The sequence below is a fragment of the Micromonospora sp. CA-240977 genome, from assembly GCF_050942285.1.
In the GTDB taxonomy this organism is placed as follows: domain Bacteria; phylum Actinomycetota; class Actinomycetes; order Mycobacteriales; family Micromonosporaceae; genus Micromonospora.
In genome coordinates this window covers 223,754-239,085 of the sequence record NZ_CP192055.1, presented here as the reverse complement: position 1 = coordinate 239,085, position 15,332 = coordinate 223,754, and the positions used below count along the sequence as shown (strand labels likewise).

At 70.4% G+C, this 15,332-nt stretch carries 10 protein-coding genes; 1 reads left to right on the top strand and 9 read right to left on the bottom strand.

The window, feature by feature from the left end; genetic code table 11:
* Window positions 1-109 precede the first annotated feature (109 nt).
* From ACQPWW_RS01200 to ACQPWW_RS01170, 7 genes are all read right to left on the bottom strand, one after another.
* The gene (locus ACQPWW_RS01200; RefSeq protein ID WP_433128260.1) at window positions 110-3,025 is read right to left on the bottom strand and encodes a galactose-binding domain-containing protein; all 2,916 of its coding nucleotides are present in this window, start codon (window positions 3,023-3,025) and stop codon (window positions 110-112) included.
* 131 nt (window positions 3,026-3,156) lie between these two features.
* Window positions 3,157-4,782 carry a glycoside hydrolase family 13 protein gene (locus tag ACQPWW_RS01195; RefSeq protein WP_433128258.1) on the bottom strand — a complete coding sequence of 542 codons (1,626 nt, stop codon included), beginning with the start codon at window positions 4,780-4,782 and terminating at the stop codon, window positions 3,157-3,159.
* Between the two features lie 136 nt (window positions 4,783-4,918).
* Complete coding sequence (locus ACQPWW_RS01190; protein WP_433128256.1) at window positions 4,919-5,806, bottom strand: carbohydrate ABC transporter permease; 888 nt, start codon at window positions 5,804-5,806, stop codon at window positions 4,919-4,921.
* An 11-nt stretch (window positions 5,807-5,817) separates the two neighbouring features.
* On the bottom strand, window positions 5,818-6,774 hold the full coding sequence (locus ACQPWW_RS01185; protein ID WP_433128254.1) for a carbohydrate ABC transporter permease: 957 nt from the start codon (window positions 6,772-6,774) through the stop codon (window positions 5,818-5,820).
* Between the two features lie 87 nt (window positions 6,775-6,861).
* On the bottom strand, window positions 6,862-8,241 hold the full coding sequence (locus ACQPWW_RS01180) for an ABC transporter substrate-binding protein (RefSeq protein WP_433128252.1): 1,380 nt from the start codon (window positions 8,239-8,241) through the stop codon (window positions 6,862-6,864).
* Between the two features lie 333 nt (window positions 8,242-8,574).
* A complete protein-coding gene (locus ACQPWW_RS01175; protein ID WP_433128250.1) occupies window positions 8,575-9,579 on the bottom strand; it encodes a LacI family DNA-binding transcriptional regulator in 1,005 nt (334 codons plus the stop codon).
* 808 nt (window positions 9,580-10,387) lie between these two features.
* Window positions 10,388-11,863: a dihydrolipoyl dehydrogenase family protein gene (locus ACQPWW_RS01170; protein WP_433128248.1), complete on the bottom strand. Its 1,476-nt coding sequence runs from the start codon at window positions 11,861-11,863 to the stop codon at window positions 10,388-10,390.
* A gap of 91 nt (window positions 11,864-11,954) precedes the next feature.
* Between ACQPWW_RS01170 and ACQPWW_RS01165 the strand changes: the two genes are divergently transcribed.
* The gene (locus tag ACQPWW_RS01165) at window positions 11,955-13,031 is read left to right on the top strand and encodes a serine hydrolase domain-containing protein (RefSeq protein ID WP_433128246.1); all 1,077 of its coding nucleotides are present in this window, start codon (window positions 11,955-11,957) and stop codon (window positions 13,029-13,031) included.
* Here the strand turns inward: ACQPWW_RS01165 and ACQPWW_RS01160 are convergent, their stop codons facing one another.
* Both ACQPWW_RS01160 and ACQPWW_RS01155 read right to left on the bottom strand, forming a co-directional pair.
* Window positions 13,032-14,357: a cryptochrome/photolyase family protein gene (locus ACQPWW_RS01160; RefSeq protein WP_433128244.1), complete on the bottom strand. Its 1,326-nt coding sequence runs from the start codon at window positions 14,355-14,357 to the stop codon at window positions 13,032-13,034.
* A complete protein-coding gene (locus ACQPWW_RS01155; protein ID WP_433128242.1) occupies window positions 14,354-15,277 on the bottom strand; it encodes a phytoene/squalene synthase family protein in 924 nt (307 codons plus the stop codon). The genes ACQPWW_RS01160 and ACQPWW_RS01155 overlap by 4 nt, the downstream gene beginning before the upstream one ends.
* Window positions 15,278-15,332: the final 55 nt, after the last annotated feature.

The following is a 15,332-nucleotide window of genomic DNA, read 5'->3' as shown; positions in this document are numbered from 1 at the left end:
CAGGTGGGGGACGGTGCGGGTGGGGGACGGGGTGGGAGGGCCGGGGCTGCGTCGCCCCGGACCGCCCGGATCGGATGGCCCCCGCCCTGGACGGGCGGGGGCGCCCGAGTCAGCTGGAATAGACCTCGAACTCGCTGAGCTGACCGGCTGGCCAGCCGGTGTTACCGGTGACGGTCAGCCGCAGGTACCGCTGGGTGGTCGCCGTGAAGGTCACGGTGACCGTGTTGCCGCTGGCCGGGTTGAAGGTGTAGCCGGCCGACGCCTTCAGCGTGCTGAAGGACGAGCCGTTCGTGGAGCCGAGCACCGCCAGCGTCTGCGTACGCGTCTGCCAGGCCGACGACGGTGGGAGTTTCAGGACGACCCGGGACACCGTCCGGTTGTCGCCCAGGTCCACAGTCAGCGACTGCGGGAAGGCGTTGTTGGCGCTCTCCCAGTAGGTGTTCGGGTTGCCGTCCACTGTGTTGGCGGCGGCGTACACGTCGGAGTGGCTGGTCTCGGTGACCGACCGCCCGGCCGCCAGGTTGCCGCTGGGCGGTGGGGTCGTGGGCGGCGGGGTCGTGGGCGGCGGGGTCGTGGGCGGCGCGGTGGTCGGGGGTGGGGTGGTGGGCGGCGGGGTGGTCTGCGTGCCGCCGTACACCTCGACCTCGGACAGTTGGGCGGCCGGCCATCCGGTGTTGCCGGTGACGGTGACCCGGAGGTAGCGGCGGTCACCGGAGGGCAGGCCGATCGACACGGTGTTGCCACTGCCGGGGCTGAAGACCCGACCGGCGGACGACGCCAGCGTGCTGTAGGACGATCCGTCGGTGGAGCCGAGCACCGACAGGGTCTGGGTGCGTTGCTCCCAACCGCTTGGCAGTTTGAGCACCACCCGGTCGACCGATCGGGCCGAGCCCAGGTCGACGGTGACCGACTGCGGGAAGGCGTTGTTGGCGCTCTCCCAGTAGCTTGCCGCGTTGCCGTCCACCGCGTTGGCCGACGTGTAGCTCTGGTTGGTGCTTGTCGCGGTCGTCGACCGGTTCAGCGCCAGGTTCCCCCCACTGGTGGGCGGCGGGGTGGTGGGCGGCGGGGTGGTCGGTGCCGGAGTGGTGGGTGCCGGGGTGGTCGGCGGCGGCGTGGTCGGCCCGCCGCCCCACTGCGGGTTCGGCCACGGGCCGCAGTACGGGGTCGACGTGTACCAGCCGGAGTTGCCGCTGCCCTGGGTGATCTGGAAGCCACTGCCCACGCAGTTGTGCATCGGGTTGCTCTGCGCGATGTTGGTGGCCCGCACGTTCGTGAAGGACACCTGGCTGGGCGCCTGCACCTGGAGGGCGTACGTGCCGGCGCCGTCGATCCGCACGTTTGTGAGGTTGATGCCGCTGGTCTGGCCCTCGATCCAGTGCAGCGCCGCGTACGAGCTGTCCAGGATGTCGGTGTCGGTGATGTTGATGGTGGCCTGCTGGAACGCCTCGTTGAGGGCGGAGAACCAGATCGCCCCGACGCCGAAGTTCCAGTTGTAGTCCGAGTTGCCGTTGCGGATCAACGTGTTCCGGGCGATCGTCCAGGTGCCCCGTACCGCGGTGTCGCCCTGCACGCCCGGATAGCGGTTGGCCACGTGGATGCCGCCGCCGTTGGTGAGCGAGTCGGCAGTCACGTTGTCGGTGATCTTGATGTCCCGACCGCCGTAGCTGACCAGGTGGTTCGCCAGCAGGGTCACGCCGATGGTGTTGTGGGTGAAGGAGTTGTTGACGTTCGGCACGCTCTGCGCCCACATCGCCAACGCGTCGTCGCCGGTGTTGCGGACGAACGTGTTCGTCACGGTCGAGTTGGTCACGCCGGTGTGGAAGTTCACCCCGTCCGCGGTCTGGTCCAGGATCCGACTGTTGCGGATGGTGAAGTTGTCCATCGGGCCGTCCATCCACGCCCCGACCTTTGTGTTCTCCAGCCACAGGTTGTCGACCACCGAGTTGGTCATCGCCCCACCCAGGGCGTTTACCTGGTCGTCGTCGATCCGCTCGCGGATGTCGCCGATGATGGCGAAGTCCCGCAGCGTGACGTTGCGGCTCGGGCCGTTCGCCTCGTGCGAGCGGACCGGGCCGGTGTAGCCGCCGCCGGGGACGTACTTGCCGTAGATGCCGACGGACCTGTTCCGGTCGGTGGGGTGCCGGCCGCCGAGCACCGAGTACCAGGGGCCGGCGCCGCGCAGTGTCACCCCGTCGACCACCACGTGGTCCCAGAGGGTGAAGGTGCCGGTCGGGATCCAGACCGCCCGTCCCTGGGCCTTCCCGGCGTCGACCGCCGCCTGGAACTTCGCCGTCGAGTCGGTCGCGCCGCTCGGGTCCGCGCCGAAGTCGGTGACCACGTCGAGCACACCGGAGGGCTTGGTGATCGCCGGCGCGACAAGCTCGAAGTCGGCCAGGTCGATGGTGAACGTGGGCGACTGGGCGGTCGAGGAGACCTGGAACCGGATCTTCGTGCCGGCCGGCTGGGTGCTGCCGAACATCGCCCGGGTCTCGTCGTAGAAGTGGTGCGGGTTGGTGTCGCCCGGGTTGTTGTTGAACGGGTATCCGCCGTAGTACCAGCCGTACCTCGAGGTCACCGGGACCGATTTCAGCAGCGACCCGTTGGCCCGCAGGTCGATGGCGGCGTCCCGGCCGGTGCCGGACGGGCTGTCCGGCAGGCTGTACCGGAAGGTGACAGCGTTGGCCGGCGCGGTGAGGGTGAACTCGACGTACTCGCCGACGGCGTCGAGGGTGACCGCCTCCCGGCCGGACGCCTCCGACGGCAGCGTGCCGTAGCGCCGGTCCGGGCCGATCTTCGAGCCGTTGTGGGCGGCCTCTTCCGCCTCCTGCTCGACGAACGGGACGGTGGCGCCCCGGCCGGAAATGTCGAAGGGGGACAACCCGGCCGCCGAGGCCGGAGTTGCGGTGCCGGTGACCGCGAGGACGGTCACCGAGGTGGCGGCGAGCAGGGTGGCGGCGATGGCGGCCAACCCTGCCCGGGTCGGGTGTCGAAGGTGGTGCGGGGTGCCGGTGGTGTGGTTGGCCATGAGCTGCGCTCTCCCTTTCGTCAGGCAGGCCAGATCCCCCCGTGTCGGTGCGGCGTTCCCTCGATCCTCCTTTCCTTCGGTGAGGTGGTGCCGGCGGCCGGGACGAGCCGCCGGCACCACCGCGAGCAGAATCAGGTCGGGCCGGGTCCGTCCGCCGCGCGCGGCTCGTCCGCCGATCCGGGGGTACGCAGCCAGACCGCCGTGTCCGACGGCAGCAACCCGTCGTCGAGGGGACCGCTGGCCAGCAGCAGCTCCGCCTCGGCCGGCATCGGCACCGGCGCGTCGGAGAGGTTGACCAGGCAGGTGAAGCCACCGCCACGGCCGAAGGCGAGCACCCCGTCCGGTGCGGGCAGCCAGGTCAGCTCGCCGTCACCGAGCGCCGGGTCGGCCCGCCGGGCCTGGATGGCCGCCCGGTACAGCTCCAGCATCGAGGCCGAGTCACCGGTCTGGGCGCGGGCGGTCCGGTCCTTCCAGTCGGCCGGTTGGGGCAGCCAGGGCGCCGGGGCGCCCTCGGGGCTGAACTCGAAGGGCGGCTCGTCCCCGCCCCACGGCAGCGGCACGCGGCAGCCATCCCGACCCGGGTCGATCCGGCCGGACCGTTCCCACATCGGGTCCTGACGCAGCGCGTACGGAATGTCCTCGACCTCGTAGAGGCCCAACTCCTCGCCCTGGTAGACGTAGGCGGCGCCGGGCAGCGACAGCGAGAGCAGCGCGGCGGCGCGGGCCCGGCGGGTGCCCAACTCCAGGTCGGTGGGGATCCCCTCGCGCTTGGCGGCGAAGCTGAACCGGGTGTCCGCCCGCCCGTAGCGGGTGACGTGCCGGGTGACGTCGTGGTTCGACAGCACCCAGGTGGCCGGGGCGCCGACCGGCGCGTGCGCGCTGAGCGTCCCGTCGATGCTCTCGCGCAGCGCCGAGGCGTCCCACGCGCAGCCCAGGAAGTCGAAGTTGAACGCGGCGTGCAGCTCGTCCGGGCGCAGGTAGTTGGCGAACCGCTGCCGATCCGGCAGCCACACCTCACCGATCAACGCCCGATCGGCGTACTCGTCGGCGACCCGACGCCAGCCCCGGTAGATCTCGTGCACCCCGTCGAGGTCCTGGAACGGGTGCGGCTGGTCCGGTCGTACCTCGGGCAGCGTCCCGTCCTTGACCAGCAGCCCGGCCGAGTCGATCCGGATGCCGTCCACCCCCCGGTCGAACCAGAACCGCAGGACGTCCTCGAACTCCGCCCGCACCCGGGGGTGGTCCCAGTTGAAGTCCGGCTGCTGCGGGGCGAACAGGTGCAGGTACCAGTCACCGGGGGTGCCGTCCGGGTTGGTGGTGCGGGTCCAGGTCGGCCCGCCGAACTCGCCGACCCAGTCGGTGGGCCGCTGGTCGCCGTTCGGGCCCCGGCCGGGCCGGAACCAGAACAGGTCCCGTTCCGGCGCTCCGGGCCCGGCGGCGAGCGCCGCCTGGAACCAGGGGTGCGCATCGGAGCAGTGGTTCGGCACGACGTCGACGATGGTCCGGATGCCCAGCTCGTGCGCCTCCGCGATCAGCGCCTCCGCCTCGGCCAGGGTGCCGAAGACCGGGTCGATGTCGCGGTAGTCGGACACGTCGTAGCCGGCGTCGGCCATCGGCGAGGGATACCAGGGGCTGAACCAGATCGCGTCGACGCCGAGGGCGGACAGGTGGTTCAGCCGGGACCGGATGCCGGCGATGTCGCCGATGCCGTCGCCGTTTCCGTCGGCGAAGCTCCGGGGATACACCTGGTAGATCACGGCTCCACGCCACCACGGACTTCTGTCAGCTGTGGACACGAGCACCTGCTTTCTGCGTCAGTACGTCGGCGGGTCCGCCGGACCTAGATATGTCGGACGAACTGTCGTTGTTCGCCGCGCGGGAGTGCGGTGGTGGTCAGCCCTTGATGCTGCCCGTGGTCAGACCGGACATGATGTTCCGTTGGAAGATCAGGAAGATGATGACAGTCGGGATCGCGGCGATGACCGACGCGGCGATCACCACGTTCATCGGTGTGCCCCCGGCGAAGGTGTAGATGCCGACGCTTACCGTCCGGGTCTCGGGCGACGGCATGACCAGCTTCGGCCAGAGGAAGTCCTTCCAGACCGCCGTCACGGCGAAGATCGAGACGACGCCGAGGATGGGGCGCGACAGCGGCAGGATGATCGACCAGAGCGTGCGCAGCGACGTCGCCCCGTCCATGAGGGCCGCCGCCATCAACTCCTCGGGAATCGAGTCGAAGAACCGCTTCAACAGGAAGATGTTGAACGCGTTGGCGACCATCGGCAGCCAGATCGCGAACGGCGAGTCGAGCAGGCTGATGTGCAGGATCGGCAGGTCGAGCACCGTCACGTACTGCGGCACGATGAGGACCATTGCCGGGATCATCAGGGTCCCCAGCATCAGGGCGAGGATCGCGTTGCCGAAGATCGGTCGAAGCTTGGACAGCGAGTACGCAGCGGCGCTGTCGAAGACGATCTGGAACAGCACCGCGCCGATCGCGTAGTAGAACGTGTTGAACAGCAGCTTGGCGAGGGCCAGGTTGTTCCACGCGTCGATGTAGTTCTGCGGCTGCGGATCCTTCGGGAACAGCGACGGTGGGGTCTGCGCGATCTCCTGGCCGGACTTGAGCGCCCCGGTGACCATCCAGTAGAGCGGTCCGAGGAAGACGAGCGTGAACCCCGCCACCACGACGACCAGCAACGTCCAGTAGATGACCCGGCCGCGCCCCCGGCTCAGCTGGGCGTGGGAGATGAGGGTCCGGGTTCCGGAATCCTGTGCCATTCCTCGCCGTCCTAGTCCTGTTTCGCAGTCAGCCGCACGTACACGGCGGAGAAGCCGGCCAGCACCACGAGCATGATCACGCCCAGGGCGGCGGCGCCGTTGAGGTCGTTCTGGAAGAACCCGTGCTGGTAGATGAGGTATGCCACCGAGGTCGCCGAGTCCTCCGCGCCCGCGCCGTTGGCGAGGATCAGGGGTTCGATGAAGAGCTGCATCGTGGCGACGATCTGCAACATCGCCATGAGCGCGAGGATCAGCCGGGTCTGCGGGATCGTCACGTGGCGGATCCGCCGCCAGATCCCGGCACCGTCGAGCTCCGCCGCCTCGTACAGCTCACCGGGGATGTTCTGCAACGACGCCAGGTAGATCAGCACCGCGCCGCCCATGTTCATCCAGGTCGACGCGACCACCATCGCCGGCATCGTCATCTCCGGCGACTGCATCCACTGCGAGGTGGGCAGGTGCAGTGCCTTGAGGATCGCGTTGAAGAGCCCGGCCTCGCTGGGGTCGTACGCGTAGAACTTGAACAGGAACAGCGCCGAGGCCGGCGGCAGCATCACCGGCAGGTAGACCAGGATCCGCAGGTACCCCTTGGCGTGCCGGAACTCGTTGAGCAGGATCGCCACGAAGAACGGCACCACGTACCCGAGGACCAGCGCGAGCACCGTGAAGTAGAAGGTGTTCTGCCAGGCCGTCCAGAAGCTGGGGTCGGCGATGATGCGGGAGTAGTTGTCCCAGCCCACCCAGGTGGTCTCGCCGCGCCGGGTCCGCTGGAAGCTCATCACGATGCCGCGGACCATCGGGTACCAGGAGAAGACGACGAAGCAGAGCACCGCGCCGATCAGGAACGCGTGCCCGGTGAGGTTGTCCCGTACCTTGCGGCCGAGGCTGGTGCGCTGCGACCCCGCCGAGTACGGCGACGGCGGGCGGCCCGGTTTCCTGGGGGTCTCCGGGACGGTGGTGATCGCCAAGGCAACTCCTGGGTGAGTCGGTGACGTCGACGATGTGGTGCGGATGGTGTGGGGGCCGGGTCGGCGTCCCGGCCCCCACACGACCTGTCAGCTCTCCGCGGCGAGGAGCTGGTTGACCTTCTCCTCGGCGGTCTTGAGCAGCGCGTCGATGTTCGCGTTCGGGTTGGTCAGCACACCGGACATCGCGGCGTCGAGCACCGCGTAGACCGCCTGCGCGTTGCGCGGCTCACCCTTGATCGGCACCGGGGTGGCCTCGAAGAGAGCGAAGTTCGCCGTGTCGACGTTCGCGTTCGCCTTGCGCAGCTCCAGTTCCTGCTTCTGCGCGTCGCTGCCGTTGGCGAACAGCAGCGGCTGGGGCAGACCCACCGGGTAGTTCTGCGGCTTGGCCCGGACGTAGTCGAACTGGCCCTTGCCCGGCGTCAGCTTCTGGTACGCGATCCACTTCATGCCGGCCTTGACCTGCTCGGGGGTCAGGTCCTTCTTGAAGAAGTAGCCCTCGCCGCCACCGAGCGTCCCCTTCGCCGGGCCGTCCTGGCCGGGCAGCGGGCTCATCGCCCAGTCCTGGAACTTGCCCTGGAACTGGCTGACGATCGCCTGGGTGGCGTCCGGTGCCCCGATGAACATGCCGACCTTGCCCGCGCCGGCGTTCGTCAGCAGGTCGCCCCACTGCAGCAGCTGACGGGAGCCCATGCTGTTGTCGCCGTACCGCATGTCCTTGATGTTCTGCAGGACCTGCTTGCCCATGGCGTTGTTGAAGTCGGCCTTCTTGCCGTCCTCGGTCAGCATGCGGCCGCCCTGGGAGTAGAGCAGCGAGGTGAAGTGCCAGCCGCCGGTATTGCCGGCGCTGTACTCCGAGTAGCCAGCGATGCCGTTGCCGAGGGCGGAGATCTTCTTGGCGGCGGCCCGGACGTCGGCCCAGGTCTTCGGCGGGTTGTTGACGTCGAGCCCGGCCTTCTGGAACAGGACCTTGTTGTAGACCAGACCCATCGAGTAGTTCTTGACCGGCACGGCGTAGAGCTTGCCGCCGTCGGTGAAGACCTCCTTGAGCGCCGGGTCGACGCTGTCCCAGGTGGGAATCGTGTCCTTGTTGGCGTACTGGGCGATGTCCATCGCCTGGCCCGAGTCCAGCACCTGCTGGAGGTCGGTCATGTAGCCGTAGAACACGTCGGTCACCGTGCCGCCGGCGAGGCGGGCGGTGAAGTCCGGCGGGTTGTTGCACTGCTCGCCGACGCTCACGCTCTTGACGACGATGTCCGGGTTCTGCCGCTGGAACTCGACGACGTCGTCGTTCCAGTTCTTCAACAGCTCTTTCTGGGCGCCGACCGGCTGGCAGTCGACAGTGATGGTGACCTTGCCGCCGGCGGTCGTGTCCTTGTCGTCGCTCTTCGTGGAGCACGCCGTGAGGCTGAGCCCCAGGCCGGCCACGAGCGCGACCGCCGCAGCCTTTCGATATTGCGGTACGGACATCTGTCCATCCCTTCGGGAACGGGTGACTCCAATGACCTTCGCTGATCTGCGGTGATACGACCTGACGCCCAGTAGCTGCGTCGGAGCCAGGTGTGAGTGGAGTCACTGTAGCGAGGGGGACTCATTTCGGCAAGGTATCGACCCTGTGCCGAAAGGACACGACGTGATTACGGCAGATGTTGGCAAGCTCCTGAAAGCGGCCGGATATGACGGCATTTGATCCCTTATGGAGGGGCATTCGGCCCGATCGATACTGCCCGCCCGGAGCAACGACGAAAACGGCCGCCGACCGCGTGGAGCGGTCGACGGCCGAAGCGTCGTGTGCGAGGGTCGCTAGCGACCGGGGGCGGGGGCGGTCGAGCCGCGGACCACCAACTCGGGCTCGAACAGCAACTCGTCGTGCAGCACGCCGGCACCCTCGATCTGGGTGACAAGCAGGTCCACGGCAGCCTGCCCCATCGTCTCGATCGGCTGCCGCACCGTGGTCAACGGCGGGTCGGTGCACGTCATGAACGCGGAGTCGTCGAAGCCCACCACCGACACGTCGGCCGGCACCGAGCGACCCAACCGCCGGGCCGCACGGATCGTGCCCAACGCCAGTACGTCGCTGGCGCAGATGATGCCGGTCACGCCGCGCTCGACCAGTTTCGTCGCCGCGACCCGCGCGCCCTCCATCGAGAAGCTGGACCGCTCGACACACTCGGCGTCGGCCTCGTCCCAGCCCGCGGCCCGGATCATCGCGTCCAGCTTGCGTCGGGACGGCACGTGCCCCTCCGGGCCGAGCACCATCCCGATCCGTTCGTGCCCGAGCGAGCGCAGGTGCCCGTACGCCTGCTCGACCGCGACCGCGTCATCGGTGGAGACCCGCGGGAAGCCCAGCTCGTCCACGCCCGCGTTGACAAGCACCACGGGAAGGCCCCGGTCGGTCAGTCGACGGTAGTGGTCGTGTCGGGCGTCGGTGAGCGCGTACGAGCCACCAGCGAAGATCACCCCGGACACTTGGTGGTCGAGGAGCATCTCCACGTAGTCCATCTCGGACACGCCGCCGATGGTCCGGGCGCAGAGAGCCGGGGTGTAACCACGCTGGGCGAGAGTCCCGGTGACGACCTCGGCCAGCGCCGGGAAGATCGGGTTCTGCAACTCGGGCAACACCAGCCCGACCAGCCGGGCGCGTTCGCCACGCAGCTTGGTCGGCCGCTCGTAACCGAGCACGTCGAGCGCGGTCAGCACGGCGGTCCGGGTCGCCTCGGAAACCCCGTCCCGGCCGTTGAGCACCCGGCTGACGGTGGCCTCGCTGACGCCGGCCTTCTTGGCAACTTCAGTCAACCGCTTGGTCACGGTCGCAATCGTACGTCACCAGAATGCAAGAAATGAACAGCGAACTGCCCAGCGTTTGCCGAATAGCTGCCGCATTCTTCCCATCGCCCACCATTCCGCCGCACGAGATCGGGGCCGTGCGGCACCGCCCCCGCCCCACCGACACCAGGCCACGCCAACCGGGTCGTGATCGACTCGGATTTTAGGAGGTCGCGCTGTCGCCAGGCCCCGAACACCGCGCTTCCCATGAATACGAGCCGATCACGCCCAGATACGCCCCGCACGCGGACCGGCGGCACGGCACGCGCGGCACGGCACGGGCGCACGCGGGCGGCGCGGCACGGCGCGGGCGCACGCGGGCGGCGCGGCGCGGCGCGTTCGGGGCGCGTTCGGGGCGTGATCGACTCGGGTTTCAGGAGGTCGCGGTGTCGAGAGGCCCCGGACACCGCGCCTTCCATGAACCCGAGTCGATCACGCCCAGATACGCCCCCCGCGCGGCCCGGCACGGGCGGCCCGGCACGGCGCGTTCGGGGCGTGGTCGGGGCGTGATCGACTCGGGTTTCAGGAGGTCGCGGTGTCGGCAGGCCCCGAACACCGCGCTTTCCATGAACGCGAGTCGATCACGCCCGCGCACGTTGGCACGGCACGGCACGGGCGGCATGGCACGGCGCGTATCAGGGCGTGATCGACTCGGGTTTCACGAGGTTGCGGTGTCGAGAGCCCCCGGACACCGCGCTTCCCATGAACGCGAGTCGATCACGCCCGCGCACGGCAGCGCGGCACGGCGCGGCACGGCACGCGCGGCGCGGCACGGGCGGCGCGGCACGCGTTAGGACAGGTCGCGCAGGGCGGTCTCGATGGCCCGGTGGAAGGTCGGGTAGGCGTAGATCATGTGGCGGAGCTGACTCAGCGGCACCGCCGCGTGCACTGCCACCACCAGTGCGGAGAGCACCTCGCCGCCGGCCGGGCCGACCGACGTCGCGCCGATCAGCACGCCCTGGTCGGCGTCCGCGACGAGCTTGATGAAACCGTCGTCGCCGACCCGGTGGATCCAACCCCGGGTCGAGCTGCCGAGCTTCGTGAAACCGACCTGCACGTTGATGCCGCGCTCACGGGCCTGCCGCTCGGTGAGCCCGACCGCGCCCACCTCGGGATCGGTGAAGGTCACCCGGGGCAGCGCACGGTAGTCGGCGCGCGGGATGGTGCCGGCGGACCCGCTCGACCCGCTGGCGGCCAGTGAGCTGGACGCTCCCATCGCGCCACCGACCACGCTGGACGTGCCGCTGGCGTCCGCCCCCGCGGTTGCCTGTCGGCTGCGGGCCAGGATGTCGGCGATCACGATCCCCGCCTGGTACATGGCGATGTGGGTGAAGGCGCCCTCGCCGGTCAGGTCGCCGACCGCCCAGACGTTGTCGGTGACGTGCAAACGGTCGTCGACGGGCAGGTAACGCTGGCCGGCGTCCACCCCGATCGTGTCCAATCCGAGTTCTTCCAGGTGGGCCTTGCGCCCGGTGACCACCAGCAGCCGGTCCGCGGTGAACTCGGCCCCGCCGCCACCGTGCAGGGTGAACCGGGTCCCGTCGTGCTCGACCCGCTCGGCGCGTACCCCGGTGTGGATCTCCACGCCGTCGGCGCGCAGCGCCGCTGCGGCGACGTCGGACGCCTCCGGCTCCTCGACGGCCAGCACCCGGTCGAGTGCCTCCACCACTGTCACCCGCACCCCGAAGCGGGCGAAGACCTGGGCCAGTTCCAGGCCGATCGCGCCGCCGCCGAGCACCAGCAGCGACTCCGGCAGTTGGTCGGCCTCGATCGCCTGGTGGTTGGTCCAGTACGGGGTGTCGGCCAGGCCGTCGATCGGCGGCACCGACGGACGGGTGCCGGTGCCCAACACGACCCCGTGCCGGGCCTGGAACACCTGGTCGCCGACGCGGATCCGGCCCGGGCCGTCGAACCGGCCACTGCCTCGTACGAGCCGGCCGCCCTTGCCGATGAACCGCTCCGCCGCGACGGTGTCGTCCCAGGTGTCGGTGGCCTCCTCGCGGATCCGCCGGGCCACCGGCGCCCAGTCCGGCTGGACCTGCGCCGTCCCGGCCAGCCCGTCGACCCGGCGGGCCTCGGCGAGCGCGTTGGCTGCTCTGATCATCATCTTGCTGGGGATGCAGCCCCAGTACGGGCACTCCCCACCGACCAGGTCCCGTTCGATGCCGACGACGCTCAGGCCGGCCTCGGCGAGTCGCTCGGCGACCTCCTCGCCGCCGACCCCGAGCCCCACCACGACCACATCCACCAGCTCCGGCTCCGCCACCGGAACAGCATCCCCCAGCGACACCGCCGCGACCACCGGGGTGGGCGAAAAGTCGGCACGCTCACCGGTCCGGGGCGCTTACGGTGGCGGAATGCACCCACGCTTCGCTCCGGTCCGGGACTGTTTTCACGACCTGTTCACCTCCGGCCGGGAGACCGGCGCCGGCCTGACCATCTGGTACGACGGACAGCCGGTCGTCGACCTGGTCGGCGGTTTCCGGACCGGCGCCGGACCCGACGGTGAACAGTGGCGGCCGGACACGCTGGCCAACGTCTACTCGGTCGGCAAGCCGGTGGCCGCGCTCTGTCTGCTGGTGCTCGTCGACCGGGGAAGTGTCGATCTCGACTCGCCGGTCGTGCGGTACTGGCCGGAGTTCCGCACCCCCGCCACCGTGCGCCAGGTGTTGTCGCACACCGCCGGGCTGCCGGCGTTCCCGGTGCCGCGGCCCGCCACCGCGATCGCCGACTGGGCGCTGCTCGCCGGCGACCTGGCCGCCGCCGACCCCGAGTGGTTGCCGGGCTCGGTGGCCGGCGAGCACGCCTGGACGTACGGGCATCTGGTGGGTGAGCTGGTTCGCCGGGTCGACGGGCGGTCGGTGGGCCGGTTCCTGGCCGAGGAGATCGCCGGTCCGTGGCGGCTCGACCTCGGCTTCGGGCTGGCCGAGGCGGCCCAGCGGCGCTGCGCCGAGATGCGCTACGGCGACGCGGGGTGGCCGAGCCGCAAGCTCGGCGAGCCGGGTTCACTGCGGGCGCGCGCGATGGGCAATCCGGCCGGTGGGTTGGACCTGGCCGTGTTGAACAGCCCGCTGTGGCGGGGCGCCGAGATGCCGGCGGTCAACCTGCACGCCACGGCGGCCGGCCTGGCCCGGCTCTACGCCGGTCTGCTGGCCGGTGGCGTCCTGGACGGCGTCCGGCTGGTCAGCCCGGAGTTGGTCACCGAGGCGACCCGGGTCCAGTACGACGGGCCGGACCTGCTGCTGGACCGGATCGCCCGGTGGACGCTGGGCATGCAGTGGGAGCCGGACGGCAGTTGGGGCATGGGTGGCCTCGGCGGCAGCAGCGCGTGGGCCGACCCGGAGCGCGGCTACACCCTCGCGTACGCGACGGCGCAGCTCGCCGAGCACGACCGGGTGGACGAACTCGCCGAGGCGCTGCACTCCTGCCTCTGATCACCGCAGCCAGACGGGGTCGGTGCCCGGCACCGAGAGCGGCGGCGGGTAGTCGATCGTCCGGCGGAGGGCCTCGGGCAGCCGCCACGGTTGGTGGATGGCCTTGCCCTGCACTGTCGCCAGCTCCGGCACCCACCGGCGCACGTAGTCGCCGGCCGGGTCGTACCGCTCGGCCTGCCGGACCGGGTTGAACCCCCGGTACGGCTTGGTGTCGTTGCCGGTGCCGGCGACCCACTGCCAGTTGCCGGAGTTGTTTGCCACGTCCCCGTCCAGCAGCCAGCGGAAGAACACCTTCACCCCCGCACGCCAGTCCTGCCCGAGGTGCTTGGTGAGGTAGCCGGCGGTGATCAACCGGGCCCGGTTGTGCATCCAGCCCTGCGCCCGCAGCTGCCGCATTCCGGCGTCGACTATCGGCATTCCGGTCCGTCCCTCGGTCCAGGCCGTCAGCGCGTCGTCGTCGTAGCGCCACTGCTCGGTGGCGCCCTGGCGGTACGCCGCTGTCGAGATCTCCGGGAAGGCGGCGGTGACCTGGTAGTAGAAGTCCCGCCAGCAGAGCTGCCTGACGAACGGCCCGGACCGGTCCCCGGCGCGACCGGCCACCGCCAGCGGAGACACACAGCCGAAGCGCAGGTACGGGCTGAGTCGCGAGGTGTCGTCGCCGGCCATGTCGTCGTGCTGGTCGCCGTAGCGGTCCAGGTCGGGCAGCCAGTCGGTGAGCCGCTGCCGGGCGACCCGCGCACCGCCGACCGCCGCGTCCGGCGAGTCCCCGGCCGGCGGCTTCGGCAGGCTGCCCACGCGCACCCCGTCGGGCAACGTCACGCGGCGCGGCGGGGCCAACTCCTCGCGCCACCTGTTGGCCGCCCAGGCCCGGTGGTAGGGGCTGAACACCCGGTAGTGGTCGCCGCCGCCACCGGGCCGCAACGCCCCGGGTTCGACAACGGTCAGCCCGGGGAACAGTCGCAGGTGCAGCCGGTGCCGCTCGCACTCGGCGCGCAGTCGCCGCTCCCGGCGGCGGGCGTAACGGCTGACGTCGGCGGAGAGCGCGACCGCCGTGGCGCCGACCTCGCCGGCCAGCCGGATCGTCTCGGCCACCGGGTCCCCGGGTCGTACGACCAGGTCGCCGCCGCGCTCGCGTAGCTCGGCGCGCAGGTCGGCGAGGGCCTGGTGCAGGAACCGGGTGCGGTTGGCCGACCGGTCGGCCAGCTCCGGGTCGAGCACGTACAGCGGCACCACCCGGTCGAAGGCCGCGCAGGTGGTGGCCAGGGCCGGGTGGTCGTGCACCCGCAGGTCGCGGGTGAGGAGCACGATCGCGGTGCCAGCGGTCACCGGGTCTCCGGGTCGACAGTCGGCCCGGGGATGACGACCGGCGTACCGGTCGAGGTGAGCAGAGCGCGGGCGGCCACCGCCATCCGTCGCCGCTGCGGCACGGTGGCGCGCCGGGCGAAGACGTCGTAGTCGTTGGCGGCGACCTCGTCGAGGATGCCGCCGTACAGGACGTACGCGGTGCGCATGCAGGCCTGCGAGGCCGGTGCCAGCATGGTGATGCCCGGCGCGGCGGCCGCGTAGTGGGCCTGGGCGCGGGTCACCTCGTACTCGATCAGCTCCCGGGTCCGGGGCGTGCCGCGGCCCCGGGCGCGGGCCTCGACCAGCTCGTCGCGGGTGACCCCGAACTTCGCCAGATCCTCGTCGGGCAGGTAGGTGCGGCCCCGGTCGAGGTCCTCGGCGACGTCCCGGATGAAGTTGGTGAGTTGGAAGGCGAACCCGAGCTGCCGGGCCGGCTCCCGTGCCGCCGCCGGGTCGGAGCTGCCCAGGATCGGCAGCATCATGGTGCCGATGACCGCCGCCGAGCCCTCCATGTAGTCGAGCAGATGGTCGTAGGTCGGGTACGCGGTGACGGTCAGGTCCATCGCCATGCTCTTCAGAAACGACGCAAAGTCGTCCCGGTCGAGATCGAAGACGGCGATCGTGTGCAGCACTGCCGGCAGCAGCGGGTCGTCGACCGACGCGCCACGCAGGCCGGCGACGAACTGGCTGGCCCAGGCGTCGAGGCGGGCGGCCCGCTCGGCCGGCGGCAGATCCTCGGTGCGGTCGACGATCTCGTCCGCGTAGCGGGTGAAGCCGTAGAGGGCGTGCACATGTCGCCGTTTCCAGGCGGGGAGCAGGCGGGTGGCGAGATAGTAGGTGCGGCCGTGACGTTTGTGCAGTTCACGGCACCGGTCATAGGCAGCGGTGAGATCTGTGTCCACCGGCCCTCCCTCATTTATCGACGCACCAATCGACGCAACTCGTAGCCTAGGGTAC

Bases quoted from the DNA above. Each gene is read 5' to 3' on its own strand.
- ACQPWW_RS01200 (WP_433128260.1), bottom strand. From the start codon at position 3,025: ATGGCCAACCACACCACCGGCACCCCGCACCACCTTCGACACCCGACC.
- ACQPWW_RS01190 (WP_433128256.1), bottom strand. From the start codon at position 5,806: ATGGCACAGGATTCCGGAACCCGGACCCTCATCTCCCACGCCCAGCTG.
- ACQPWW_RS01180 (WP_433128252.1), bottom strand. From the start codon at position 8,241: ATGTCCGTACCGCAATATCGAAAGGCTGCGGCGGTCGCGCTCGTGGCC.
- ACQPWW_RS01165 (WP_433128246.1), top strand. From the start codon at position 11,955: ATGCACCCACGCTTCGCTCCGGTCCGGGACTGTTTTCACGACCTGTTC.